The following is a 26,314-nucleotide window of genomic DNA, read 5'->3' on the forward strand; positions in this document are numbered from 1 at the left end:
AAACAAAGGTGGAAAAACGAATGAAAAGAATTGAAGATTATGTAATCAGTATTCCGGATTTTCCGGAGCCAGGTATCATTTTTCGTGACATAACTGGAATTCTTCGTGATGCTGACGGATTAAAGCTGTCCATAGACAAGATTCAGGAAATGTTAGAGGGTGTTGAGTTTGATGCAGTACTTGGCTTAGAGTCAAGAGGCTTTATCTTTGGTATGCCGATTGCCTACAATTTGCATAAAGCATTTATCCCAGTAAGAAAAAAGGGAAAGCTGCCAAGAGAGACTGTTTCTGCAAAGTACGATCTTGAATACGGCACAGCGGAGATTGAGATTCATAAGGAAGATCTTCGTCCAGGCATGAAAGTTGTCATCATCGACGATTTGATTGCAACAGGCGGAACAGTAGAGGCAGCTGTAAAGTTAGCAGAGAGCCTTGGTGCAGAAGTTGTAAAGATTGCATTTGTCATGGAGCTGGCTGGATTAAAGGGAAGAGAGCGCCTGGCAGGTTATGATGTAGAGTCCGTTATCACATACGAAGGAAAGTAAGGTAAAAACGATGCCAAGACAAGTAGATCTTGATATGATAGAATTGATCGACAATAAGCTGACAGTAGACGAATATCTAAAGCTTCGTGCGCTTGTCGGCTGGAAGAAATTATCACGTGAGCAGGCACAGAAGGCACTCGATAATAGTCTTCTTGTTGTCGGCGCCTATCTGGCAGGACAGCCAATTGGCATGGGACGCCTAGTGGGAGATGGTGCAGTCATCTGCTACGTGCAGGATCTTGTAATTCCGCCGCAGGCGCAAGGGTATGGAATCGGATCACTTGTTCTTTCAAGACTGACCCAGTACGTCGAAAGTCTTCGTCTTCCAGGTACTGAGATGATGTTGGATCTGATGTGCGCAAAAGGACGAGAGCGCTTCTACGAAGCGCACGGCTTTCTGGCACGCCCAACAGAAAAGTTAGGACCAGGAATGATCCAATATATCAACGATAATAGGGGATAAAAGTCAAAGAATCATCCTGCTTGCAGGGATGATTCACTGCGGCTTCATTCTTGCGCGATATTGCGTAGGAGTGAGGCCGTATTCCTGTTTAAAGACCTTCATAAAGTTCTCTGAACAGCTGTAGCCAAGCTGCTCAGCAATAAGATTTACTGGTGTGTCCGCATATAAAAGGTAACTGACTGCCTTTTGCATGCGGATCTTTTTTTGCAGCTGTTTAAAGGTGAAGCCAGTATTCTCCAGAACAAAGTGAGAGCAGTAGGAAAGAGAATAGTTAAGCTGATCTGCCAGTCCGGCCAGTGACGCGCATGTGTAGTTTTGCAGCAGATAGCGTGCAATGACAGCCATATGAGTCTTCTTAGAAAAATCATGTGATCCAAGAATCGTCATCTCACCGTTTCGCATTAATTTATAAAAAAGCGTAAGCAGCAGATGAAAAAGCATTTTTTCACTGTAAAGATCAGCTTTCTGACATTCCTGTGTCATTGCATCAAGCAGTACCCAAGTATCAGGTTCTGCGCTGTCAGTATGGCTGATCAAGCAGTCAGTGCTTTCCTTAGCAAAGACAGACTGCAGAAAAAATTCGCAGAAAATATTGTTATCAAAAGAAAGCAGCTGCTCAAGAACATCAGGTGCGATCAGAAGCTGATACCAGATGCAGTCTTGATTTGGATGAACAAGATGGGCTGTATCAGGCGGTAAAAAAGCAAAGGAATCAGCGGGCAGAAAAAACGAATGCCCCCCCAACTCAGCAAGACAGCGTCCCACTTTTACACAATCAAGTTCAAAAAAGGTATGATTGTGACGGCCTTCTGCAGCAGAAGGATTCTTGATGATCGTGATTTGATTATGGGCAGGAAATAAGGTTTCACAAGAATACATATTAACACCTCACGAACTTTTCTAATTTATCGTACAAAAGAGACAAAAAGCAAAAAAAGAAAACGATTGCGTTTCACATATTGTACTACAAAACAAAGAAGAAAACAAGTAAAATAATAAAAAATACCAGTATATACCTCAAAAAACACCAGTGCAAATTTAGATAGTCAGTATTATAATAAAAATAACATAAAGTTGTCTTTGAAAAAAAATAATATAACATAATATATCATTATTTTTTTAAGAAAAAGCGAAAACGTTACCGCAGACAACAGACAGAAAGGGGAAGAAAATGAATCAAAAAAAAGCAAAACAGCGCCAGGCTTATGATTATCTCTATTATGTAATTCGCGCTGCCGTTCTGCTGTCGGTTGTCTTTTTATTTATACCGAGTCTGAACCCAGCAAGAATTAGTGAAATGATCAATAAGAATCTGTCACTCTTTACGTCAGGCATTTCATATAGTACGTTGACAAATGGTTTTGGCCGTGCATTTAAGAAGGGATGGGTATCACAAGAAAGCTTCATGCTTGACTGTGCAGGCGCAATCGTTATGTGTGTCGGCATTGCATCAGGCGTAGCAGCAGCCTGTATGTCACTAGGAAATATACGCTTAAAGAAGCTTGGAAATATTTTTTCTTTGATAAGCGGTGTGGTGATGACAGCTGGTATCGTGATGATTTCTACTGCATACAAACAGATAAGCGCCAGTGAAAAGGTTGATAAAATCGAGCCTATGCTGCCAAAGAGCGTCACAATTATGACCGCATTTGCAGTCATTTTAATTGTTTCGTCTGTTGTAGCCATACTTCTTCTTAAAAAGCAAAAGAGCGAAAAGAAGTTTGAAATGGAGACAAAGTATACTCTATTTTTGATGCTTATGCCATTTTTAGCACTTGTTGCAGTATTTTCATATTTGCCGCTTTGGGGCTGGAGATATGCATTCTTTGACTACAAAGCCGGCGATTCTCTGAGCATGGCAAACTTTGTTGGATTTAAGTGGTTCACAGAGCTTTTGAAAAATCCGGCAACGGTAAAGGATATTGGAAATGTAATGAAAAATACGCTTGGTATGAGCGGAATCGGAATTTTAACAAGCTGGATGCCAATGGCATTTGCAATATTCCTTTGTGAGATTAAAAACCTTAAGTTTAGACGTTTTGTTCAGACATTTACTACTGTTCCGAATTTTATCAGCTGGGTATTAGTATACTCAATTGCAACATGTATCTTCTCTACAGATGGATTCTTAAGCAGTATTCTTGTTAATCTTGGAATATGGAGTGAAGGACATAATCTTCTTATGAACGGCTCACATACATGGCTTAAGATGTGGCTTTGGGGAACCTGGAAGGGAATCGGATGGAGCGCAATTATCTACATAGCCGGTATCTCAGGTATTGACCAGCAGCTCTATGAGGCAGCAACAGTTGACGGCGCAGGACGCTTCCAGCGTATGTGGCACATCACCGTGCCAGGTCTTATTCCGACCTTTTGTGTATTGCTTTTGATGTCCATTGCAAACGTATTAAGCAATGGCATGGATCAGTATCTTGTATTCAAGAATGCGACGAATGCGACATCTATACGTGTTTTGGATCTGTATGTGTATGAGCTTGGTATTGGACAGGGTTCCATACCGCTGACCACCGTTGTCAGTATGCTCAAATCGGTTATCAGTGTTACGCTTTTGTTTTTAGCAAATGGTGCGTCTAAGCTGATCCGTGGTGAGAGTATCGTATAAGGAGGGGACAATGGCAAAGACAGCACAGGAAAAGGCCGATTTAAAGGCCGAGAAATTATATGAAAAAACACATAAAAATAGATACCGCACTAGTGTGGGAGATCAAATTTTTAATGTAATCAATTATGTTGTATACACGTTGTTTACGATTATATGTATCTTTCCATTCTACTATCTGTTTATCAATACGATCAGCGACAACGATCTTGTTGTAAAAGGACTGATCAATTTTATTCCAAGAGGCATTCATTTTGGAAATTATGCGGCACTTTTAAATGTAAGTGATTTGATGAGCTCCTTTATCGTATCAGTCACCAGAACTGTGTTTGGTACGGCGCTTATGGTTGCCGCATCAGCCTTCATAGGTTATCTTGTAACACAGCAGGAGATGTGGGGACGAAAAGTTTGGTACCGTTTTATCGTAATCACGATGTATTTCAATGCCGGATTAATTCCTTGGTTTTTGAATATGCAGATGCTTGGTCTGACAAATACCTACTGGGCTTACATAATCCCAGGTATTGTGGCACCATACAATATTATTCTTGTAAAAACCTACATCGAATCTATTCCGAACGAGCTTGAGGAAAGCGCAAAGATTGATGGCGCTTCTCATATCCGTATATTTGCACAGATTATATGGCCGCTCAGTAAGCCAATTTTAGCGACCATTGCGATCTTCGGTGCAGTTGGAAACTGGAACTCATTCACTGATTCTTTGATATTGATGTCATCAAAGCCAGAGCTTTACACACTGCAGCATCGTCTCTATATTTATTTAAATCAGGCATCTAATTTAAGTGCATTGATGCAGTCAGGTGGTTCTGTCAGTGATTCAGCAGTAAAGTCAGCACTCAGCGGCAAGGTAATCAAGTACACAATCTCCATGGTAACGGTTATTCCGATTCTTGTTGTATATCCGTTCATGCAGCGTTACTTTGAAAAGGGAATTATGCTGGGAGCTGTCAAGGGATAATAAATGATGTTAACCGCAAGAGCGCGGAGCATATAAAAATTAGGAGGAAGAAAAATATGAAATTGAGAAAAGCGAGTGCACTGTTTATGGCGGCAGCTATGTCTGCATCAATGTTTGTTGTTCCTGCAGCAGCAGATGAGACTGAGGATCCTGCAAAGGCGATTCCGGAGGACGTGATTCCGGATGAGACTGTTACACTGAATGTATTTGACCAGCTGGCAAACTATTCAGGTGAGCAGATCGGTTGGTTTGGACAAGTTATGTTAGAGAAGTTTAATGTAAAGTTAAATATCATTCCTGACAGTGATGGAACTTATGAGACACGTATGGAGTCAGGTGATCTCGGCGATCTTGTAATCTGGGGAAATGACGGTGATGAATATCTGCAGGCAGTAGATAAGGGCATGCTCTTTGACTGGAACGAGGATGATATCCTCAGTGAATATGGTCCATATATTGCAGAGCATATGCAGCCGGCACTTGAGAAGAATACAAAGATTTCCGGCGGAACAACATATGGAATCGGATTTGATATCGCAACAGATGCTAATCAGCGTCAGGATATCATGTATGAGTGGGATCTTCGCTGGGATCTTTATAAGGAACTTGGCTATCCAGAAATCAAGAATCTTGATGATATGGTAGATGTTCTTGCACAGATGAAGGAACTTTGCCCGACTGATGATAATGGAAAGACTACCTATGGCGTATCATTATTTGCAGACTGGGACGGCGATATGGTTATGTTTGTAAAGTCAACTGCATCTGCATATTTTGGCTATGATGAATTTGGAATTGGTCTTTATGATTCTGATAAGCAGGAGTATCATCCATGCTTAGAGGAGAACGGACCATACCTGACAGCGCTGAAATTCTATAACACTCTGTACCAGAAGGGACTTTTAGATCCAGATTCCCAGACACAGGGATATGATGGCATGGTTGAGGATTATCAGAATGGTACTGCTTTCATGAATGTATTTAATTTCCTTGGATCTTCTCTGTATAACAGCGAGGCTCACACATCAGACGGCAAGATGATGGCTCCGTGTCCGCCGTCAGAAGCAGAGCCAATCGCTTACGGCCAGAATATTTATGGCGGAAACAGACCGTGGACTATCGGTGCAAATACTGAGTATCCAGAACTTTGTATGGCAATCATCAACTGGCTTGCAACACCAGAAGGACGTATGACACTTGAGTATGGTCCAAAGGATGTATGCTGGTATTATGATGAGGATGGAAATACATGCTTTACCGATCTTGGAAAGAGCGCAAAGCTTGATGGAAAGACAGAAATGTCTGATGGCTACAGCGGCACCTTCGAAGATGGAAACTTCAAGATCAACAATACAACATGGGCACTTGATACAACAAATCTTGACTCAAAGGTTGGCGAGACTTATAACTATAAGAGATGGTCAAGCTTTAACTCTGCAGCAGGTTCTGAGATTGAGCAGGATTGGAGAGATCACAATAACTGCGAACTGTTTGATGACTACTTCAAGAATGTAAATCTTCACATTGCACCTGGTACCATGTATTCAGCAGGCGTAAGATCTGATGAACTTCAGCTTGTATGGACACAGGTAACAACATGTATTAAAGAAGGTTCTTGGAAGGCAATCTACGCTTCCTCCGATGAAGAATTTGATAAGATCGTAGCTGATATGGTTGCACAGGCAAACGAGTATGGCTATGATCAGTGTGTAGAGTTCCAGGAGAACGAGGTAACACTTCGTGCAGCAGCAGAAGATGCAGCAAGAGCAGGAGAAGTTGTTGAGTAAAACAAAATAAAAATCACTTTTATTTAAAAGGGGGTCCGGCCATTTGGTCAGACCCCTTTTGGCAGATTAATTTAATTCTCCCATTCTCGTAATTCCTACATAGATATAACTAATCTTGTACCAGGTAGCAAAGTCTACCACGCCTGTCTGTGGCAGCCCGAAAATATTCTGAAAGGCACGAACTGCCTCAGCAGTCGCCTCATCATAGTAGCCAGTTGGCGTGAGGGGCGGAATAGTCGTGTAGACTTTCGAGATTTCAAGCAATTGCTCCTGAAGCTGCTGAACTTTTGGACCAGAGCTTCCTACTGTCAAATCATAGCGCGGCCATGATGCCGGAATACCTGCGATCTGCTGTGCAGTATTAATATAGAGATCATCGCCATAATAATAGCGAAGAATTTCGATAGGCGAATAGCCCTGCTCGCCAAGCGATGCCGATCCCCACTGGCTCATCCAGTTAGGGCAAGAAACACGCTTTCCATCGCAGTACTGAGTTAAAATGGGCTGTCGCACATCAGGACGTGACAGATACTGGTCAAAAATCTCATCAACGATAATTGAAATAGAATCAAAAATATTGCGTCCATAAATCCATTTATGATCATATGCAGTTGATGATGTTATTGTAAAATCATAACCCTGATTGCGGTACCATTCTGTATACACACGGTTGAGCGTGAAAGACATAATTGCCAGGATATTTGACACAAGAGCACTTTCAGGCCACGTTGCATAAATTTCACTGGAAGCTACATTTTTAATATAATCTCTGTAAGGCACGTAGTAATCTGGTGCCGTGCGGTCAGATGGTGTGCCGTCATGGACAACAATAGTTTCTGGAATAACTACACGGCTTAATACAACCTCACCTGACTCGTAGGAGGGTTTTACCTCGGCCTCAGGATTTTTAGGGGGATAGGTGCCATAAAGTGTATGCTCAGGAATCTCAATTAAATTATTTAAACTAGATCCAATAGGGCGAAGACGTGCCATCTGGATAGCAGTCTGGTCAGGAAGCACCTCAGTACCGCGAATAGTAAGAGGTTCAAAGCCAGGTGCACTGATCGTGAGAATCAGTGCAGAATAAGGGCGTGGTTCATCAGGCTTTAGGCTGTAGTCAATAGGCGGTGTTGCGACAGATAAATCAGGTGTCTGACCGACAGAATTTGTTGAAAGCTCCTCCAAAATCGTGTCAGGATCAGATTCGTCAGCTATAGAAACGCTGGCACCATCAATAGGATAATTATTTTGCGCAGAAAGAACAGTAGTCAAAAGAAAGCCGCTGTCAGGCGTGTCAGAAGAAAACGAGCGAAGAAGACTCATAAATTAGAAATCCTTTCACATCAGCGTAAATCCCTATTAGTATATGCACAATTCTTCATAGGCATGAAAAAAGCCACGGGAACCCCCGCGGCTTTATATAACTTTATCCCTCAATCGGAACAATCTTACAGCAGTTAGGTGTATCAACCTTAAGCGGACGGCCATTCATAACAAGAAGACCCTTCTCGTAATCAACAGTAAAGAAAGTAATTGAGTTAGAGTTCTTGTTAATACTTGCAACATGCTTATTATCAGGGAAGACAGAAATGTGCTTCGGGAAATCACCGCTGATTGGAAGAACGCATTTCATATAAAGAAGGCCGTTCTCCGGATCACGCTCATACAGTGCAAAGCTGTTGTCTCCGGCATTAGAGCAAAACAGATACTTATCATCGCTTGTAAACTGCATTGCACATGCAGCAGACTGCTCGTCATATTTCTTTGGCAGTGTGGATACAAGCTGCTTAAACTGAAACTCAGGCTCATTTGGATGAGGAAGATAATTATAGACTGTTACATAATTCTTCAGCTCAGAGATCATGTACATATGACGGTCATCCTTTGAGAAGAGCATACGAAGCGGTGCAGAATTTAATTCACAATGAATGATATCGGCAAGTGTAAGATGACCATTAGAGTGATCAAAACGATATGCCTTAATGTTATCAAGACCAGTATCTACCATGCAGAGGAACTTTTCGTCCGGAGTAAACTGAACGCATGTGACATGTGGGCGGAAATTACGCTCACCGATTGTACCAGTACCGTGATCAAAGATTTCAGATGCAATGCTTCCAACAGAACCATCCTCATTGATATTAAGAATAGTCATCTTACCATCGTGATAACCAGCAGTAACTAAAAACTTTCCAGCCTTATCAACAGTCAGATAACAGGTACGCATACCGCGGATAGAAGCAGTATTTAAATATTCAAGATCACCATCAGGAAGGATCTTAAATGCGGCAACACCCTCATCAACAACAGAATACAAATATTTGTTATTGCGGGAAGCAACAAGATAAGAAGAATTGTTGACAGAAACTTCCTTTCGCTTTGTAAAGATGCCCTTTTCTACATCTACGTCCATAATGCTGATGCCTTTGCTGGAACCATAATAGGTGTAAGAGCCTACATATGCAACATATTTTTGTGCCATAAAAGTAAACCTCCTAGTTATATAAATGCCGCTGCATCTGCCTGATTTACACTCAAAAACGGCTGCAGACAGATTCATTCAAATCATGTGGCAGAGTCTGCTAAACTGCCATACCTAAGCATACCACATTTTGGAAAAATATTCAAATAAAATCGCTTGACAACATAAAAAAAATAGGTATAATTGTCTATTGTGAGTTTAGCAAAACTAAACCTGAGGTTTAATAATAGAATTGCAGAAATAATACAAAACATTTTGTTTAGCTTTACTTTGCTTTTACAAACCATGTTTTATTGTGTGTTTTTGCAGTCACATGGATGCAATATGGGAGGTAAATGTGGAAATCGGACAGAGGATAAAGCAGCTGAGAGTCATGAAGGGGCTGACGCAGGAAGAGCTGGCAGACCGCGCGGAGTTATCGAAGGGCTTTATATCACAGGTAGAGAGGGATCTGACCTCTCCATCGATTGCGACACTGATGGATATTTTGCAGTGTCTGGGCGTTTCTGTCAGCGAGTTTTTTACAGAAGAACCCGAAGAACAGATTGTATTTACAAAGGAAGATTACTTTATTAAGAAGGATGAAGAGAACGAAAATACGATTGAGTGGATCGTTCCAAATGCACAGAAAAATCAGATGGAGCCCATTCTTTTGAAATTAGAGCCGGGAGGATCAACAGATCCAGACAACCCACATGAGGGAGAAGAGTTTGGATATGTCTTAAACGGCGCTGTCACAATTCATCTGGGAAATAAGGTTTACCGGGCAAAAAAGGGAGAAACCTTTTACTATGTATCTGGTAAGCAGCATTACTTAACATCAAAGGTAGGCGCGACAGTACTTTGGATTAGTTCACCGCCGACGTTTTGATCAGGTATCAGAAAAAATGTGTGAAAGGCATGGTTTTATAGTACAATGAAAGAATCGCTGGTTAAATTGGAGGGTATCACAAAAAGCTATGATGGGCAGATGATACTAGATGATTTAAATCTTGATATTTATCAAAATTCATTTGTAACGCTGTTAGGACCAAGCGGCTGCGGAAAGACCACAACGCTTCGTATCATCGGCGGTTTTGAGACACCTGACAAGGGAAAGGTTATTTTTGACGGACAGGATATTACATCCCTTCCGCCTCATAAGAGAGCATTAAATACTGTATTCCAGAAATATGCACTCTTTCCTAATATGACAATCGAGGAAAACATCGCTTTTGGCTTAAAAATCAAGAAAAAGTCAAAGCAGTATATTAAAGATAAGATTGCATATGCATTAAAGCTTGTTAATCTGAAAGGTTACGAGAAGCGTATGCCAGATTCTCTTTCAGGAGGACAGCAGCAGCGTATTGCTATTGCACGTGCTATTGTAAACGAGCCTAAGGTGCTTCTTCTTGATGAGCCGCTTGGTGCACTTGACTTAAAACTTCGTCAGGACATGCAGTATGAGCTAATTCGCATGAAAAAAGAGCTTGGCATTACCTTTATCTATGTCACACACGACCAGGAAGAGGCACTTACAATGTCAGACCATATCATTGTAATGAACCAGGGCTATATTCAGCAGCAGGGCTCCCCGGAAAAGATCTATAACGAGCCAGAGAATGCATTTGTAGCAGATTTTATCGGTGACAGCAACATCATCGGTGCAACATTCATTCAAGATGAGCTTGTAGAGATTTTAGGAAGCCGTTTTGCCTGTGTGGATAAAGGCTTTGGAAGAAATAAGCCAGTCGATGTCGTGATTCGTCCAGAGGATGTAGATCTTTTGCCAGAGGGTCAGGGAAGTCTCGAGGGAGTAGTTACTCATATGATCTTTAAGGGTGTACATTACGAGATGGAGGTCATGGCCGGCGGTTTTGAGTGGCTTGTCCACAGCACCGACATGTTCCCGATTGGAACAAAGGTAAGCATCCATGTCGATCCGTTTGACATTCAGATTATGAACAAGCCGGAATCCGAGGATGAGGAGGCGATGGGGGTCCATGAATAAGAAAAAATTGTTATCTGGACCGTACTTTGTCTGGATGATTCTCTTTACTATAATTCCGCTTTTAGTGATTGCCTGGTATGGCTTTACAGACCGCACAGGTGCCTTCACGCTTGCAAATGTAAGAGCCATAGCAAGTCCAGAGCATTTAAAGGCACTTGGACTATCACTTAGTCTATCAATTGCCTGTACGATTCTTTGTTTGCTGATTGCATATCCGCTTGCCATGATTTTAAAAAAAACAGGTATGGGTAAGAAAGGCTTTGTTGTATTTATATTTATCCTGCCGATGTGGATGAATTTTTTGCTTCGTACCTACGCATGGTTAAATCTTCTTGATGACGGCGGTATTTTATTTAATATCTGCAGAAACTTAGGTCTTCCGACATTTAGTGTGGTAGGAACAAACGCGGCAATCATTATGGGTATGATCTACAACTTCCTGCCATTTATGGTTCTTCCGCTGTTTAACGTTCTAACAAAAATTGATGAGAATGTATTAAATGCAGCAAGAGATCTCGGTGCAAACAGTGCGCAGGTATTTTTTAAAGTAACATTGCCGCTTAGTCTTCCAGGTATTATAAGCGGTGTTACAATGGTATTTGTTCCGTCACTGACCACATTTGCCATCTCAGATCTTCTTGGTGCGAGAAAGATTATGTTAATCGGCAACATTATCGAGCAGGAATTTTCCACAGCTGATAACTGGCATCTTGGCTCAGGACTTTCACTTGTCTTAATGGTATTTATCTTAATCAGCATGGCAGTACTTGAGCACTACGATAAAAACGGGGAGGGAACATCATTCTGATGAAAAAATTAAAATCTTTTTTTTCGGGCATGTACCTTACACTGATCTTTATCTTTTTGTATGCCCCGATTGTAACATTAATTATTTTTTCCTTTAATGAAGGAAAAGGAAGCCGCTGGAAAGGATTTTCCTTAAAGTGGTATGAGGATTTATTTGAGAGCAGAATGATTATGGAGGCTCTCAGCAATACATTAATTATAGCATTTGTGTCCGCATTAGTTGCCACACTGGTAGGCACAATTACATGTATCGGTATCAATGCATTAAAAGGAAAGTTTAAGACAACTTATATGGCTATAAACAACATTCCTCTTATGAATTCCGATCTTGTAACAGGACTTTCATTGATGCTTGTATTTATTTCTGTTGGCTGGAAGTTTGGCTTTTCCACTATATTGGTGGCGCATATCACGTTCAATATTCCGTATGTGATCTTAAGCGTTATGCCTCGTCTTCGCCAGACAAATGTAAGTACTTACGAGGCAGCTATGGATTTAGGTGCAACGCCACTGTCTGCTTTTTTTAAGGTTGTGCTTCCTGATCTTGCACCGGGAATTACATCTGGATTTTTACTGGCATTTACGATGTCTTTAGACGATTTTATCATCACCTACTTCACCAGAGGCGCCGGCATCAATACGCTGTCAACATTAATATACAGTGAAGTAAGAAAGGGCATCAAGCCAACAATGAACGCACTGTCAACAGTGATGTTTGTTTCTGTACTGCTGTTGTTAGTTTTAATGAACACGCTTCCGGACATGCGCGATAAAAGAAAAAGAAAACAAGAGGAGAAAAGTTGACTATGAAAAGAAGAGTATGGGTAGCAGCATCTGCTGCAATGATGGCAACTACTGCATTTGGCGCACAGGCTGTATTGGCAGATAAGTATCCAAATGGCCAGGTAAAGGTATTTAACTGGGGCGAATATATTGACGAGGATCTGATTGACGAGTTCGAAGATGAGTATGGTATCGAAGTTATCTATGATACATTTGATACAAACGAGGCCATGTATCCGCGTGTAGAGGCAGATCCAAGTCTTTATGACGTTATCTGTCCATCTGACTATATGATCGAGAAGATGATCCAGAATGATGTTCTGCAGGAGATCGACTGGGATCAGATCACAAACAAGGAAAACATTGGAGAAGTTTACTTAAAGAGCTGCGAAGGCTTTGATCCAGGCAATAAATATTGTGTTCCATATACATTCGGAACAGTCGGCATTCTTTATAATAAGGAATTAGTAGATGAGGATGCTGTAATTGACAGCTGGGATGTACTTTGGGATGAGACGTACAAGAACGATATCATCATGCAGGATTCTGTGCGTGATGCATTTATGATCTCCTTAAAGCGTCTTGGCTATTCCTGCAACACAACAGATGAGGACGAGTTAAACGAGGCAATGGAGGAGTTAAAGATCCAGTCCAAGTTAAACAAGGCTTACACCATCGACGAGGTGCGTGATAAGATGATCAACGGTGCAGCAGCAATCGGTGTTATCTACTCAGGTGAATATCTGTACTGCCAGGAAGAGAACGAAGACCTTGAATATGTAATTCCAAAAGAAGGAACAAATATATGGTACGATGGCTGGGTTATCACAAAGGGCTCCGAAAATGTAGAAAACGCGCATAAGTGGATTGATTTTCTGTGCAGTCAGGAAGCTGCTTATGATAACTTCGAGTATATCTATTACGGAACACCAAATATCGCAGCACAGGAGTTAATCGACGAAGATATCATAAACAATCCGGGCGTATTCCCAGATGAAGAAACCATCGAAAAGTGTGAGGTTTACAATTATCTGGGTGAAGAAGCTGAAGATATGTATTATGAGCTTTGGAAGAAGGTAAAATAAAATATAGGTTGCAAAAAACACAAACCTGTATTAGAATAATGGTGCTGATAAAAGCGTTAAATATTATTTCCAAGGAGGAAAAACAAATGGCATACAAGATTAGTGATGAGTGTATTATGTGTGGTACATGTGAGGGTGAGTGCCCAGTAGGTGCAATCGCAGAGGGCGAAGGCAAGTACGAGATCGACGCAGACGCATGCATCGAGTGCGGAAGCTGCGCAGCTGCATGTCCAGTAGGTGCAATCAGCGAATAATTTATTCACTGTAAGAAAAAGACTGTCCGAGAGGGCAGTCTTTTTTGCTTACGTTTTATGTTTCCTTTTCCATGGCAGTCGGCTCGCGGCAGCCTCTTTTTGTTCACGTGACTTTTTGCGGCGCATAAAAAGTGTTTCATCAAGCTTGCGAAAGCGCTCCTCTGCCTCATCATCCTGCAGCCGCATCCTATAATCCATCTCCTTGATAACCTTTGTGCTGACCTGTTCCGTGATTTTTTCTGCGATAACATTGTCAAGCTGCACACCTATCTTTTCACAGATTGTATCTGCAAGCTGTGCATTAATATCAGCGGAGTGTCGGCACAGTGCCTCATCTAAAATACGGTTCATAACATCTTCAAATTCCTCCATGCGAAGCTTTCGTGCAAGCTCCGTCTGACTTGCAGAGACAGGAAGAATAGCCGGAAGCGTATCAGGCAGCTCACTGGCTCGTTTATTCATCTCATCAGATAATTTCACCAGATAATAAAATTCATCATCATCCAAAAGAGCCAGTCTTGGAACCACCAGCTTAATAGCCTTTAGCTGATAGCCCGCATCACGCAAAATCTTAATCCGCTGAAACATCAGAAGCTGCGCATTTGTGTAGCAGCGATAGCCCTGATCATTTCTCATGATAGGAAGACCAAGCTCCTCCTCCCAGTATCGAAGCACATGAGCCTCCATATTGAGCTGCTTGCAGGCATCCGAAATCAAAATGGGCTGTTCGTCAGCGGCCTTAATAGTTTCCTGCAATTGCTGTTCTGTTTTTTCCTCTCGATCCTGCATAAATTCCTTCCTTTCTAAAATGAAAGCTGTGTTCACATGAACATCAAAATATCCTATAGCGATACTATATCAGCTTTTAAGGGCAGCGCGAAAAAATTCCTTCGTTTCATTTCCCCAAATTTTTCGAGGATTCTACATTGCTTTGCATACAAAAAGAGTGGTATCATTTCTTTATATAGAGAGAAAAGAAAGGAGAAAAAACAAATGAAACAGATATTTTCTTATCTGATTCCGTATCGGGCAAGAATGGCATTAGGTTTTTCAATAAAGGTTGCTGCTACCATTGTTGAACTTTTGATTCCGTGGGCACTTTCCATCATGGTAGATAAGGTGATTCCGACTGAAAACATTGGCTTTGTGTTTGCGTGGGGCGGTGTAATGATTTTATTTGCGATTCTTGCGCTGCTTGGAAATATCGTGGCAAACCGCATGGCATCGCTTGTTGCCAGAAATACAACAGAAAGAATCCGTCTGCAGCTGTTTTCAAAGATCAGCTTTTTATCTGCCAGACAGCAGGAGCAGATAGGACAGGCATCACTAATTTCAAGATCAACATCAGATACTTACAACATTCATCAATTTATCGGTATGATGCAGCGCCTTGGCGTGCGTCAGCCTATCATGCTTATCGGAGGTCTTGCCGTCACGCTTTCAATGGATGCGCCGCTTACATGCATCATGTTGGCACTTCTTCCAGTCATGGCACTTCTTGTATATTTGTTTTCAAGTAAAGGTGTGCCAATGTACACAAAGGTGCAGGAGGCAGTAGATCGCTTTGTGCGTCTTGTAAGAGAGGATATTGCAGGTATTCGTGTCATCAAGGCACTGTCAAAGACAGACACAGAAAGAAGTAAATTTGCAAAAATAAATGAAGAAGTTGTAACGCGTGATCAGCATGCTGGAATGATCATGGGTGCAATGAACCCTGTCATGAGCATCATTTTAAATATAGGATTGGTGCTAGTTCTTTTCGTAGGTGCAAAGCGTGTCAATGAAGGATTAACAACACCAGGTGTCATCATGGCATTTATGTCATACGTGACAATTATTTTAAATTCAATTTTGTTTTTGTCACGAATTTTTGTAATGTATTCAAAGGCATCTGCATCCGCAAGACGTATCAGCGAGGTATTAAATCTGCCTGAGGATCTTATGGTAGAGCATCCTGTTGGAAATGTAGATTCAGTAGTAGAAAAGGCAGTGAATGAGGCAGAGGCAGCCGCTGCCAAAGAGACAGGTGCAGAGTTTGTCCTGCCGCAGATTATCTTCGATCATGTATCCTTCCGCTATGAGGATGGGGACGGTGAGGACTGTCTGCATGATGTAAGCTTTACAGTAAATAAAGGAGAAACGCTTGGTATTATAGGAGCCACCGGCTCAGGAAAGACAACTATTGTGAATCTTTTGATGCGCTACTATGATCCGGACGAAGGACACATCTATGTCAATGGCCGCGATGTGCGCACCTACACGTCAAAGGAACTCATGCCTCTTTTTGGTGCTGCCTTCCAAAATGATGTTATTTTCCATGATACAATCTATGAGAACATTCGCTTTGGACGTGATGTCTCAAAGAAAGAAGCAATGGCAGCAGCACAGGATGCGCAGGCTGTCGAGTTTATTGAGGAAAAGGGACTTGATGCTATGCTTGCCATCAGGGGAATGGATCTTTCAGGTGGACAAAAGCAGCGTCTTTTAATTACAAGAGCGCTCGCAAAGCATCCGCAGATTCTTGTGCTTGACGATTCATCAAGTGCGCTCGATTATGCGACAGATGCACGTCTTCGCAGGGCAATTCAGGAAAATTATGGCGATCTTACATCCATTATTGTAGCGCAGAGAATCAGTTCAATTTACCGCGCCGATAAGATTATCGTTCTTGAAGATGGAGAAATGATCGGCTATGGAACACATAAAGAGCTGATGGAAAGCTGTGAGGTCTATAGGGAAATCAGCCAGTCACAGATGGGAGGTGGTATTGATGAAGCATAAGAATATGAAACAATATGAAGAAAAAAATGATCCAATGCTTAACCACGATATCACGCTAGAAGAGATCGAGGCCGCATGCCGCGCACATCAAAAGGAAAATGATAACCGCAACATGGCAGAGGAGTGCCGCGCTATTGCAAGAGAACAAAAAGAAAAAATGCAGGCACAGTTTACAAAAGGAAAGGGTGAAAAGCGTCATATCCTGCTTCGCCTTGGCCGTTATCTGTGGCAGTTTAAAGGCTGGTTGTTTCTTGCCATCTTGTTAAGTATAAGCTCAAATCTGCTGTCGCTAGCAGGTCCTATGTATTCTGGCTATGCCGTCGATGCGATGGTTGGCAAGGGACAGGTAAATATGGAGCGTGTAATTTACTGCTGTGAGATCATGATTGCGCTGTATTTAGTATCAGCAGCACTTGCCTATATCTTAAATCTTGTCATGCTTCAGATTACAAAGCGCATAGTCTCAACTATGCGAAGCAATATCTTCGACCGCCTGATGCGTCTTCCTGTCAGCTTCTTTGATACGCACGCGGCAGGCGATATTATAAGCCGTATCACCTATGATGTAGATACAATAAACACAAGCCTTTCAAATGATGTTGTGTCACTTGCTGCAAGCTTTATTACGGTAATAGGCTCGCTAGTTATGATGCTTTTAATTTCACCGCCGCTTGTATTGATTTTTGTTGTTACTGTGCCGCTTACAATCTTCTTTATTAAAAAGCTTACAGGACTTACAAGACCTCTTTTTCGTGCCCGTTCAGGAAAGCTTGGCGAGTTAAACGGCTTTATAGAGGAGATGCTTGCAGGTCAGAAAAGCTTAAAGGCATATCATCAGGAAGTCAATACAATAGGCAAGTTTCAGGCAAAAAATGAGGAGGCTGTGGATGCCTATTACCGCGCCGATTACATGGGCAGCATGGTAGGACCGTCAGTAAACCTTGTCAACAATATTTCACTTGCACTAGTCACGATCTTTGGAGCGATTCGCTTCATATTTGGTCAGATGACACTTGGAAATATTTCCTCATTTGTTCTGTATTCAAGAAAATTTTCTGGTCCAATCAACGAGTCTGCAAATATCATGAGCGAGCTGCAGTCAGCACTTGCCGCCGCAGAGCGCGTGTTTAGACTGCTTGATGAGACAGAGGAGCCGGCTGACAGCACAGATGCGAAAGTACTCACCGACATTTACGGAGATGTAGAGCTGTCCCATGTAAGCTTCGGCTACACAAAGGATCATACTATTATCCATGATCTGAGTTTACATGCAGAACCGGGTAAGCTTATTGCAATCGTCGGTCCTACAGGAGCCGGAAAGACAACCATCATAAATCTTTTGATGCGTTTTTATGATATTGACAGCGGAAAAATTACTATTGATGGAAATGACATTACAAAGGTTACAAGAGACAGTCTGCGCCGTGCATTTGCCATGGTACTGCAGGATACGTGGCTGTTTCACGGAACAATTTATGAAAATATCGCCTACGGCAAGCCAGATGCCACACTCGAAGATGTGCAGCGTGTCTGCAAGGCTGCCCGTATTCATAACTATATAATGCGTCTGCCAAAGCAGTACGACACAGTACTTACAGATGACGGAAGAAATATTTCCAAGGGACAAAAGCAGCTTCTAACTATCGCCAGAGCAATGCTTCTTGATGCACATATGCTGATACTCGATGAAGCCACATCAAATGTCGATACAAGAACAGAGCTTCAAATTCAGGAAGCCATGCTGGAGCTTATGAAAGACAAGACATGCTTTGTAATAGCACATCGCCTCTCGACAATTCAGAATGCAGACTGTATACTAGTTGTAAAAGAAGGCGAAGTAATCGAACAGGGAACACATGATGAACTTATGGAGAAACGCGGCTTCTATCGCTCACTGTATGATTCACAATTCGCAGGAAAACAGATTTAAGAAAGGAAGAAATTCATGAAAGATTTGTCAAAGACTGAACTTTTAATTATGAAATGTGTATGGGGGACTGACCATCCGGTGACAGCAACACAGATTCAGCAGATTTTGCTGGAAAAATATCAGACTGAACTTGACCGCAGATCACTCGGCACGCTTATGTACCGCCTTGATCAGAAGGGCTATGTCAACGTAGATGTCAGCACAAGAGTAAACCTCTATACAGCAAAGGTAAAAGAAGAGGAGGCGAGAAAAAAGAAGGGAAGAGAAATCTTAAAGCTCTGGTATGACGGCTCTCTTGATCAGCTAGTCTCAGATCTTTACAGTGCAGAGGATGATGACGAAGAAGATAACTGATGAAAAAGAAAGGCAGGTGAAAACATATGGAAACATCAGAGTGGTTTAACTTTTTCTTTCAGTGGGCAGCAACATTATTTTGGATTTTCTTTCTGACTGGAATGACAGGAAGCATAATAGCAAATTTGTGGCGTTTTGCCAGAAAACGTCACTTTATAAACGATACGATCTTTATGAGGATGCTTCTTTGGCCTGTTTTGATCAGTTTCTTTGTCCCGGTAATTTTTCTGTACTGGCAGCAAAAAGAAGGCAGACATGCATTTCAATATGAAATGTTTCGTTCAGCAGGATTTGTGACGCTTATGCTTAGTGCTGTTATAATTATATGGCTGGCAGGCGCTTTGCGAAGAACTGCTATTACATTATGTCAGCTTAATAGCCTGTATCAGTTAAAAATAAACGCGAAGCGAGATCTTTTGTGGCAGGAAGATGAACAAAAAGAAACATATAAGCTTTGCGCTAAAATGGGTATCTGCCGCCATGTTAATGTTTTTATAAGCAAAGAGATTGTGTCGCCAATGACAATGGGATTTTTAAATCCATGTATTTTTCTTCCGGCAGGTGAAATCGACAAAAGTACGCTTCGGCTAATTCTAGTGCATGAACTGACGCATATTCATCATAAAGATTTTTTAATGAAGCAGATGATGCTTGTGATTTCAAGTATGTATTGGTTTTGTCCGGGCATAAATGAGCTTTTTGCAGAATTAAATGTATGCAATGAATATTATTGTGACCTTGACAGCATTAAACAGCTTGGCATAGAGCAACATGAATATTTTTCAAAGATTCGTGCCTTTGCAGCCGATCAGAAGCAGCGGCGCGCATATGCGTATTCAGCACTGTGCGAAAACAAAAACACGTTAAAAGCGCGTGAGCGTGCCGCTCAAAAGACTAAACTTGCACAAAACAGTAAGATGTTTACAACAACAGGACGTATAACAGCTGTAATTCTTGCAGGTATTATCTTATGTACAAGTGCCTATACAATCAGCTTTGCATCAATAGTCAGCTATGATGCCGCGATGAAATTTGTTACATCAGAAGAAACGGAGTATCAGAAAAAGCAGACAGAGCTTGATGTATCTGACCTTTATTTTACTGGTGATGAGATTAAAATTGATGAGCTGCTATCAAAAAAATCAGCCCATAAATATGGTTCAGATGAACAAAAATGGACGCTGCAAAAAGATCAAGAGATTCAGTTTGGCCCGTTCTACAAAGAAAAGGGCGAGAGCATATGGGTTTATACATACGCGAACTATAAAGTAGAATATGGAATCATCCGTGACACAAAAAGACGCTGCCTCGAAGGAAAGAATGAAGGCCATAATTTTGATATAGAAGAGAGCGGGATGTATTATGTCTTTATCAGGAATTGGTCAGGAGAGCGGACAGAGGGTGGATCATTAGTAGTACAGTAAGAAAAAATAGTGCAAAAAGAAAACAATAGACAAAATAGTGAAAAGTAGTTGACAGATTCGTAACATCAAGTTAGTATAAAAACAAGATGTTACGAATTTTTTTTTAGCATACATATATTGTTTTCTACTTGCTTACAAACTATTTTACAGCATAACGGAGAGAGTTGAAATACTTTCATTAATATTTGTGCCGCCAGCTGAAGGCGGCGGAATGGAGATTAGTATGAAACATATGAAGTTCATTAAAACAGCAGGTATAATCGTATTGATATTTGTAGTGATAGTTATACTTTTGAGTATTGTAATCTTAGCATTAACTCATAATTGACATATTTCTACGGTTAAAACAGGAGGTTTAGTGTAAAAGTGCGGTTGCATGAGCACACTGTACTACAGAGATGATACATATATTTGTGAGAAAACTGTCAGGAAAGCGGACAGAGGGTGGATCGCTGATGGTACAGTAAAAGGATGAAGCCAAATAGGTGCTTTAAGGAAAATGTAAGAAAAAATATATATAAATGTTAATTGACAGATTCATAACATTGCGTTAGTATAACAACAAGATGTTACGAATCTTTTTTTGATTATACATTGATTGTTTTCTACTTGCATATATAAAGGCGCCGAAGGTAAGTAGGGGAGGATCAGTTGTGTAAAATATATCACAAAGGCGAAAGCCTAGAAGGTTTCTCTAGGGTGATATTTCGTAGGAGGAGTTCGATGAAAAATAAGAAAAAGAAAATTTTAACAATGGTAGTTGTATACAGTTTGTTGGGAACATTGGGCGGATGTAGATTTAAAAGGAATGTTGATATTAGTATTCCAACGGAACCTGAAAAAACTCAATCAGAAATGAATCAGAACGATGAAGATATGAGTCAAGTTCAAAATGAAAGTGCGCAGACAAGTGCTGAGACATTGAGTGTTGTATATAAAAATATTGATCTGAATCTTTTTGCACAGGTATTTATGGAAACCTCAACAATAGAAGAAGCGGAAAAATATAAGCCGAAGCATTCACTTGGCGAATATTACTATGAAATAGGTGGAAAGACAATTGTATACACTGGTATAACATCAGGTATTATCAGCTATAATGACGTGACAGATGGTGCGGGAGATTGTTATGATGCTATTATAAATTCATTAGGATATCTTACAAATGGAATGGGAAATTCGTTTAGACAGTTATGTCCAAATGAAAGTTTAGATATATGTTCAAAAGAACAGGCAATAGAAGCTTGTAGTAAATACGCACAGGCATGTGGATATGGAAGTGATTGTGATATTACAGTATATGCTTTTACATTGGATGCAATAGAAAAGGTTAATGAAGTGTTTGCTGATAGTATCAGTGCGCCAGGTGAAGGGTTTGATATTGTGACAAAAGGTCAGGTGGAAGAACTACGAGATGAAGGAAAAGATGAAGAAGCAGAAAAAATGGATGATCAGTTACATAGTGCAACTGGGCGCGGATTGCCATGGAAAAAAGAGCATGAAGCCATGGTAGTGTATTATCGATCAAAATTAAATGGAATGTTGTTAGATTCACATGATGCAGGATTAGAAATTGTCTATGTTCCATATATAGATAAAATTGTATTAATAACAGGACATGTTCCTTGCCAACAAACGGCTGTATCAAAAATCAGTGAATTGATTAGCAAGGAAGCAGCGGTGTCTCAGGTAGCACAAACATTAGGAGTACGTACACAGGATGACATACAAATTGATGCAATTTCATTAGTATATGCAATGCAATATGCAGGAACAGATCAGTTGTGTGCAATTCCTTCATGGAAAGTAGATTATGTATTGAAAAATGCAGATGAAAATACACAAATTAAAGATCCAGGATCATTATGGATTGATGCAGTAAGTGGATTTGTGGCTGATTATTGGAAACAAGATTAGAGTGAGGTAACGATATGTCAAATTGTTTTCGCATGGATTTGAAAAGAAGCATTTTCTGCAAAAAATTTTGCGCGGTCGTGCTAGGTGTGTTGATAGTATTGATTATTTCAACATGGGATGATTTAAAAATGTATACGAGATGGGGGGATGTTCCAGGATATAGCGGACCAGTTGATACACTGGCAAAAAGTTTGGCGTTTGATAAATTTAAAATAGTAGTAGTGTTTTTGCTGGGTGGACTCTATACGGGAAGTTATTGTAGTGATATGCAAAGTCGATATATTCGGTCTATTTTTACAAGAACAACAATTACATCCTATACATTAACGAGGTTTGCAGTTAATTGCTTGGCGATTATTTTGGGAATGTTAGTATCATTTGGACTCTATAGTATTCTTTGTCTTTTCGGAGGGATGCCATTAGTAGGAAGTTATGTGGAAGGATTCTTTTACGGAGCCTTTGCAGTACGACATCCAGTTTTGTATCTAATTATGATGGCACTTCAGTTTGGCGTTATCATAGTGGCATGTAGTGGTATTGGTTTGTTGCTATCGGTATATCAGGCAAATTTGTTTGTGGCAGTAGGAACATGTGGACTGGTATTTTATGTGGCAGTCTCTTATATTCCGAGTAGAAGTATATTTAATATAATTGGATTGGTTTCTATGTTGTCAACTTTGGGAAGCACGGTATCTCACGGAATCATGTTTTTATGGGGGATGCTATACCCACTTACCGTATATGCATTTTGTGCATTTTTCTTTGCCAGAAGACTAGAATGGAGGAAAAAACATGGGCTTATTTAAACGTTCAATGGCAGTTACTTCCATTAATTTTAATTGTTGGAGACAGGACTTTAGAGTAAAATTTATTTTTTTATTTACTGCGCTTATTGTTTTTAATACATTGAAATCTGTGCTGCAGTACGGACTAGATAATGGTGCAGTATCAACACCACTTCTTCTTCCATTACTATTTGGAAGTACAGAGATTTCAATAGGAACACCAAAAATGTACTTTCATATTGGACTTATTTTGTTACTCTGTGATGCGCCATTTTATTATCCGATTACACCATATGCAATCATGAGAAGCAAACGCTCTGGTTGGTGCATTGGCACTTGTCTGTACATAGCAGTAGTTTCATTTGTCTATATTGCGTTTATTACAATCTGTGCAGCACTGGTGGCAGTTCCAATTCTTTCCTTGAGGGACAGTTGGGATGGAGCAGCAGCGGATCTTATTTATGGAACCTCACAGATGAGTAAAGAGCAATTAGCTCAATTATATCCAACGATTATTCCAATTGCAGTTGTGAAATATTTATACCCAAGTGGAGCAACACTTTATACGTTTCTGACAGCATGGGCTTCCTTTACACTGCTTGGTATGATTTTATATTTCGTTAGCTTAATTAGCAAAAATATATTGTGGGGACTAGCTGTGAGTGGAATCATTGTTTTTCTTGATCCGATATTGATGTGGCTTGCATGGCCTAAAAATTATTGGCTGCAATATTTTTCGCCTGTCTGCTGGACAAGTGTAGAGTCACTAGATTCTGTACAGGCGCATCGGGCACTCACGATTCCAGCAATCTCAGCTCTGTATGTAATTTTGTTGTTGGCATCTTTTGTGGCAATCTATTATCAGAGCAAACGAATCATGATAACGGATTTACAGGGGAATAACGACCAATAATGAGTGATCAAAAAGAGAAAGTGAGGAACGCATATAATGATAGAAATAAAAGATCTGACAAAGAGCTTTGATGGTGTAGAAGTTCTTTCACATATTAGCATGACACTGGAAAAAGGAAAGATTTACGGTCTTGTTGGACGAAATGGCTCTGGAAAAACGATGCTGATGAAGCATATTTTGGGTTTCGTTTCGCCCACATCCGGATCAATTACAATTGACGGTAAAATACTTGGAAAAGATATTGATGCACCAGATAATATCGGAGCCATTATTGAAAATCCAGGATTTCTTCCCGGCTACTCAGGCTTTCGCAATTTGAAGATGCTTGCGTCCATTCGCCATAAGATTTCCGATGAAGATATTAAAAATGCGATTCGTCTTGTTGGACTTGACCCAGAGAGTAAGAAGCATGTAGGAAAATATTCGCTCGGTATGCGTCAGCGTCTTGGACTGGCACAGGCACTAATGGAGCACCCAGATATTCTTCTTTTGGACGAGCCATTGTCAGGCTTAGATAACGACGGCGTGCAGGAAATGTACCAGATTCTTCTAAAGCAAAGAGAAGAGGGGAAACTAATCGTTGTCGCCAGCCACAGCAGCGAGGACATCCGTGTCCTTTGCGATGAGATTTTCCACTTTGACAAGGGAAAGATGATCGATCACCAGATCGCAGAAAAGTAGTTCAAAGTAGATTGAAGCTTGTTTGAAGTGACATTGAAGTTGACTTTGAAGTGACTTTGAAGTAAAATTGAAATGACATTGAAGTTTTAAAACAAGCTTGATGCTATTTTGGAGGTGAGCGCATGTATTTGGAAGAGCTTATTGGAAACGTACAGCTAGAAAATGATAAATTTGAATGTAAAAGCAGACTAAATAGAGAAGATGTAGTAGGATGGCTGAAAAGTATTGCAGGTTTTGCGAATGCACTAGGTGGAGAATTTTATATTGGCGTAGAGGATAAGACTAATAAATTGATTGGATTTAGCCGCACTGAGGCTGACAATGAGCGTAATTATTTCAATAATCAGGTGAATGAACATCTGTCACCTAGACCGCAGATGAAGATTTCCTTCCTTTCCTATGAAGTAAAAGGAAATGAGCGCTTTGTGATTCGGGTAAATATTCCAGAGTCAGTTGTAAAGCCAGTCATATTAAAATATAAAAATATTCCATCTATTTTCATGCGAAGGGATGGCTTTACAAATGGTGCAACCTACGAGGAAATTATAGAGATGAGTGTGAAAAGCAAAAATACACAATACGATATTTTAGCATCTGATGAGAAATATGAGGCAGATAAATTTCACATTTTGCATGAGTTTTATTCTGAGCATAATAATGGAAAGGAAATTGCCGAAAAGGCACTTCGCTCTATGGGCTTTTATGATGAGAATGGTTTTTTAGCAAATGGCGCTGTACTGTTTCAAGATGGATATGATGGAAGAAAAACACAAGTACAGTGTTCTGTTTTTTCAGGATTTACAAAAGGCAGTGAGCGGATTGTAACTATTAACCGTTTTCAGGGAGATCTTATTTCTTCAATTAAATATATGACAGAATTTGTTTTACAGCGAATGAATCATTCAGTGATAAAACAAAAGGATGGCAGAAAAAATATTGATGCATATCCACAGAGGGCATTGTTTGAGGGAATTATCAATGCTGTAGCTCACCGTGACTATTTTCTTGATGGGACTCAGATTCAAGTAGATTTGTTTCAGGATCGTTTGGAAATTTCATCTCCAGGAGGTTTTTACAGGGGCGAAAAGCTAGGAAAAACATACGATTTATCTGGAATCATTTCAAAGAGAAGAAACGAACTAATTTGTTCTGTGTTAGTGTCTTGCAATGTAATGGAAGCAGATGGAACAGGGTTTGATAAGATTGTGGAGGATTATAAAGATGCCGACGAGAAGCATCGGCCGTTTATTTCTTCAGCATCTGATCATTTTACACTAGTGCTGCCAGACTTAACATATGTTGATGGCATAGAGGAAAGTGCAATTCCAATTATTGAATTTGCACCAGTTCCAGAAGGCACAGATTTTGATGAGAAGGTACTAGCATATTGCTATTATCGCGCACGCAAGGTTTCAGAGATAGCAGCTTATCTCGGTGTGAGAGATTCTTCGTATCTGCGAAAAAAGGTTCTGGAAAATCTGGTGCAAAATGGATATCTGGAGAAAAATAAGGTGTCGAGGGCAATGTATTACAAGACAAAGCATGAGTCTGTATATGTAGGATGAAAAATCATCACTTCACAGTTTTATTAAATTAAAGTGAAAAAGTGCTTGATAACTAAAACGTTGAAGAATATAATAAAAAACATCTAACTGACTTAACCTAGGGGCAAGCCCCTAGGGTTCCATTGACGGAGTTCTAGTGCCTGCGTACATCGCAAGGACTTTGGCAGAC

Annotated in this window: 22 protein-coding genes and 1 pseudogene; 19 read left to right on the forward strand and 4 right to left on the reverse strand. The window is 40.5% G+C overall.

All coding sequences use genetic code 11. The features are described from left to right. The first annotated feature begins 20 nt into the window (after positions 1 to 20). Positions 21 to 545 carry an adenine phosphoribosyltransferase gene (locus tag WJP93_RS02300; RefSeq protein ID WP_066562777.1) on the forward strand — a complete coding sequence of 175 codons (525 nt, stop codon included), beginning with the start codon at positions 21 to 23 and terminating at the stop codon, positions 543 to 545. Positions 546 to 555: 10 nt separating this feature from the next. Further along, positions 556 to 1,008, forward strand: coding sequence for a GNAT family N-acetyltransferase (locus WJP93_RS02305; protein ID WP_337546664.1), 453 nt, complete (start codon positions 556 to 558; stop codon positions 1,006 to 1,008). 33 nt (positions 1,009 to 1,041) lie between these two features. Here the strand turns inward: WJP93_RS02305 and WJP93_RS02310 are convergent, their stop codons facing one another. Next, entirely contained in the window at positions 1,042 to 1,887 is an 846-nt protein-coding gene (locus tag WJP93_RS02310) for an AraC family transcriptional regulator (RefSeq protein ID WP_337546665.1), read from the reverse strand. Positions 1,888 to 2,179: 292 nt separating this feature from the next. Between WJP93_RS02310 and WJP93_RS02315 the strand changes: the two genes are divergently transcribed. From WJP93_RS02315 to WJP93_RS02325, 3 genes are read left to right on the forward strand one after another with little or no spacing between them, the layout of a single operon-like run. Then, positions 2,180 to 3,631 carry an ABC transporter permease subunit gene (locus WJP93_RS02315; RefSeq protein WP_337546666.1) on the forward strand — a complete coding sequence of 484 codons (1,452 nt, stop codon included), beginning with the start codon at positions 2,180 to 2,182 and terminating at the stop codon, positions 3,629 to 3,631. 10 nt (positions 3,632 to 3,641) lie between these two features. Then, positions 3,642 to 4,607 carry a carbohydrate ABC transporter permease gene (locus tag WJP93_RS02320; RefSeq protein ID WP_308731937.1) on the forward strand — a complete coding sequence of 322 codons (966 nt, stop codon included), beginning with the start codon at positions 3,642 to 3,644 and terminating at the stop codon, positions 4,605 to 4,607. Positions 4,608 to 4,663: 56 nt separating this feature from the next. After that, positions 4,664 to 6,394: an extracellular solute-binding protein gene (locus WJP93_RS02325; RefSeq protein WP_337546668.1), complete on the forward strand. Its 1,731-nt coding sequence runs from the start codon at positions 4,664 to 4,666 to the stop codon at positions 6,392 to 6,394. Positions 6,395 to 6,460: 66 nt separating this feature from the next. On the opposite strand, the gene WJP93_RS02330 is transcribed toward WJP93_RS02325, so the two are convergent. Continuing rightward, complete coding sequence (locus WJP93_RS02330) at positions 6,461 to 7,717, reverse strand: peptidoglycan-binding protein (RefSeq protein WP_227101613.1); 1,257 nt, start codon at positions 7,715 to 7,717, stop codon at positions 6,461 to 6,463. A 103-nt stretch (positions 7,718 to 7,820) separates the two neighbouring features. Further along, positions 7,821 to 8,876, reverse strand: a complete 1,056-nt coding sequence (locus WJP93_RS02335) for a beta-propeller fold lactonase family protein (RefSeq protein ID WP_118614055.1) — start codon at positions 8,874 to 8,876, stop codon at positions 7,821 to 7,823. Positions 8,877 to 9,213: 337 nt separating this feature from the next. On the opposite strand from WJP93_RS02335, the gene WJP93_RS02340 reads away from it, so the two are divergent. The 5 genes and pseudogenes from WJP93_RS02340 (at position 9,214) to WJP93_RS02360 (ending at position 13,795) form a co-directional block, all read left to right on the forward strand. Further along, entirely contained in the window at positions 9,214 to 9,747 is a 534-nt protein-coding gene (locus tag WJP93_RS02340) for a helix-turn-helix domain-containing protein (protein WP_227101615.1), read from the forward strand. Between the two features lie 45 nt (positions 9,748 to 9,792). Further along, positions 9,793 to 10,866, forward strand: a complete 1,074-nt coding sequence (locus WJP93_RS02345) for an ABC transporter ATP-binding protein (protein WP_066562762.1) — start codon at positions 9,793 to 9,795, stop codon at positions 10,864 to 10,866. Then, positions 10,859 to 11,674, forward strand: a complete 816-nt coding sequence (locus WJP93_RS02350; RefSeq protein ID WP_227101616.1) for an ABC transporter permease — start codon at positions 10,859 to 10,861, stop codon at positions 11,672 to 11,674. The genes WJP93_RS02345 and WJP93_RS02350 overlap by 8 nt, the downstream gene beginning before the upstream one ends. Further along, a pseudogene (locus tag WJP93_RS02355) lies at positions 11,674 to 13,541 on the forward strand (extracellular solute-binding protein). Before WJP93_RS02350 ends, WJP93_RS02355 begins: the two are co-directional and overlap by 1 nt. Before the next feature lie 86 nt (positions 13,542 to 13,627). Beyond that, on the forward strand, positions 13,628 to 13,795 hold the full coding sequence (locus tag WJP93_RS02360; protein WP_066562753.1) for a 4Fe-4S binding protein: 168 nt from the start codon (positions 13,628 to 13,630) through the stop codon (positions 13,793 to 13,795). A gap of 48 nt (positions 13,796 to 13,843) precedes the next feature. On the opposite strand, the gene WJP93_RS02365 is transcribed toward WJP93_RS02360, so the two are convergent. After that, the gene (locus tag WJP93_RS02365) at positions 13,844 to 14,584 is read right to left on the reverse strand and encodes a helix-turn-helix domain-containing protein (RefSeq protein WP_337546670.1); all 741 of its coding nucleotides are present in this window, start codon (positions 14,582 to 14,584) and stop codon (positions 13,844 to 13,846) included. Between the two features lie 204 nt (positions 14,585 to 14,788). Between WJP93_RS02365 and WJP93_RS02370 the strand changes: the two genes are divergently transcribed. From WJP93_RS02370 to WJP93_RS02410, 9 genes are all read left to right on the forward strand, one after another. Further along, positions 14,789 to 16,576: an ABC transporter ATP-binding protein gene (locus tag WJP93_RS02370; RefSeq protein ID WP_337546672.1), complete on the forward strand. Its 1,788-nt coding sequence runs from the start codon at positions 14,789 to 14,791 to the stop codon at positions 16,574 to 16,576. Next, on the forward strand, positions 16,566 to 18,506 hold the full coding sequence (locus tag WJP93_RS02375) for an ABC transporter ATP-binding protein (RefSeq protein ID WP_262538983.1): 1,941 nt from the start codon (positions 16,566 to 16,568) through the stop codon (positions 18,504 to 18,506). The genes WJP93_RS02370 and WJP93_RS02375 overlap by 11 nt, the downstream gene beginning before the upstream one ends. A 15-nt stretch (positions 18,507 to 18,521) precedes the next feature. Then, a complete protein-coding gene (locus WJP93_RS02380) occupies positions 18,522 to 18,860 on the forward strand; it encodes a BlaI/MecI/CopY family transcriptional regulator (protein ID WP_337546676.1) in 339 nt (112 codons plus the stop codon). 26 nt (positions 18,861 to 18,886) lie between these two features. Then, positions 18,887 to 20,284 (forward strand): M56 family metallopeptidase, encoded by a 1,398-nt coding sequence (locus WJP93_RS02385; protein ID WP_337546677.1) that lies wholly within the window; start codon positions 18,887 to 18,889, stop codon positions 20,282 to 20,284. A 723-nt stretch (positions 20,285 to 21,007) separates the two neighbouring features. After that, positions 21,008 to 22,201, forward strand: a complete 1,194-nt coding sequence (locus tag WJP93_RS02390) for a hypothetical protein (protein ID WP_337546679.1) — start codon at positions 21,008 to 21,010, stop codon at positions 22,199 to 22,201. A 128-nt stretch (positions 22,202 to 22,329) separates the two neighbouring features. Continuing rightward, positions 22,330 to 23,007, forward strand: a complete 678-nt coding sequence (locus WJP93_RS02395) for a hypothetical protein (RefSeq protein WP_337546680.1) — start codon at positions 22,330 to 22,332, stop codon at positions 23,005 to 23,007. Continuing rightward, positions 22,994 to 23,899 (forward strand): hypothetical protein, encoded by a 906-nt coding sequence (locus tag WJP93_RS02400; RefSeq protein WP_337546682.1) that lies wholly within the window; start codon positions 22,994 to 22,996, stop codon positions 23,897 to 23,899. The genes WJP93_RS02395 and WJP93_RS02400 overlap by 14 nt, the downstream gene beginning before the upstream one ends. A 36-nt stretch (positions 23,900 to 23,935) precedes the next feature. After that, positions 23,936 to 24,580 (forward strand): ATP-binding cassette domain-containing protein, encoded by a 645-nt coding sequence (locus WJP93_RS02405; protein ID WP_337546684.1) that lies wholly within the window; start codon positions 23,936 to 23,938, stop codon positions 24,578 to 24,580. Positions 24,581 to 24,702: 122 nt separating this feature from the next. Continuing rightward, a complete protein-coding gene (locus tag WJP93_RS02410; protein ID WP_337546686.1) occupies positions 24,703 to 26,145 on the forward strand; it encodes an ATP-binding protein in 1,443 nt (480 codons plus the stop codon). Positions 26,146 to 26,314 lie beyond the last annotated feature (169 nt).

Source organism: Anthropogastromicrobium sp., from assembly GCF_037349415.1.
Taxonomy (GTDB): domain Bacteria; phylum Bacillota; class Clostridia; order Lachnospirales; family Lachnospiraceae; genus Anthropogastromicrobium; species Anthropogastromicrobium aceti.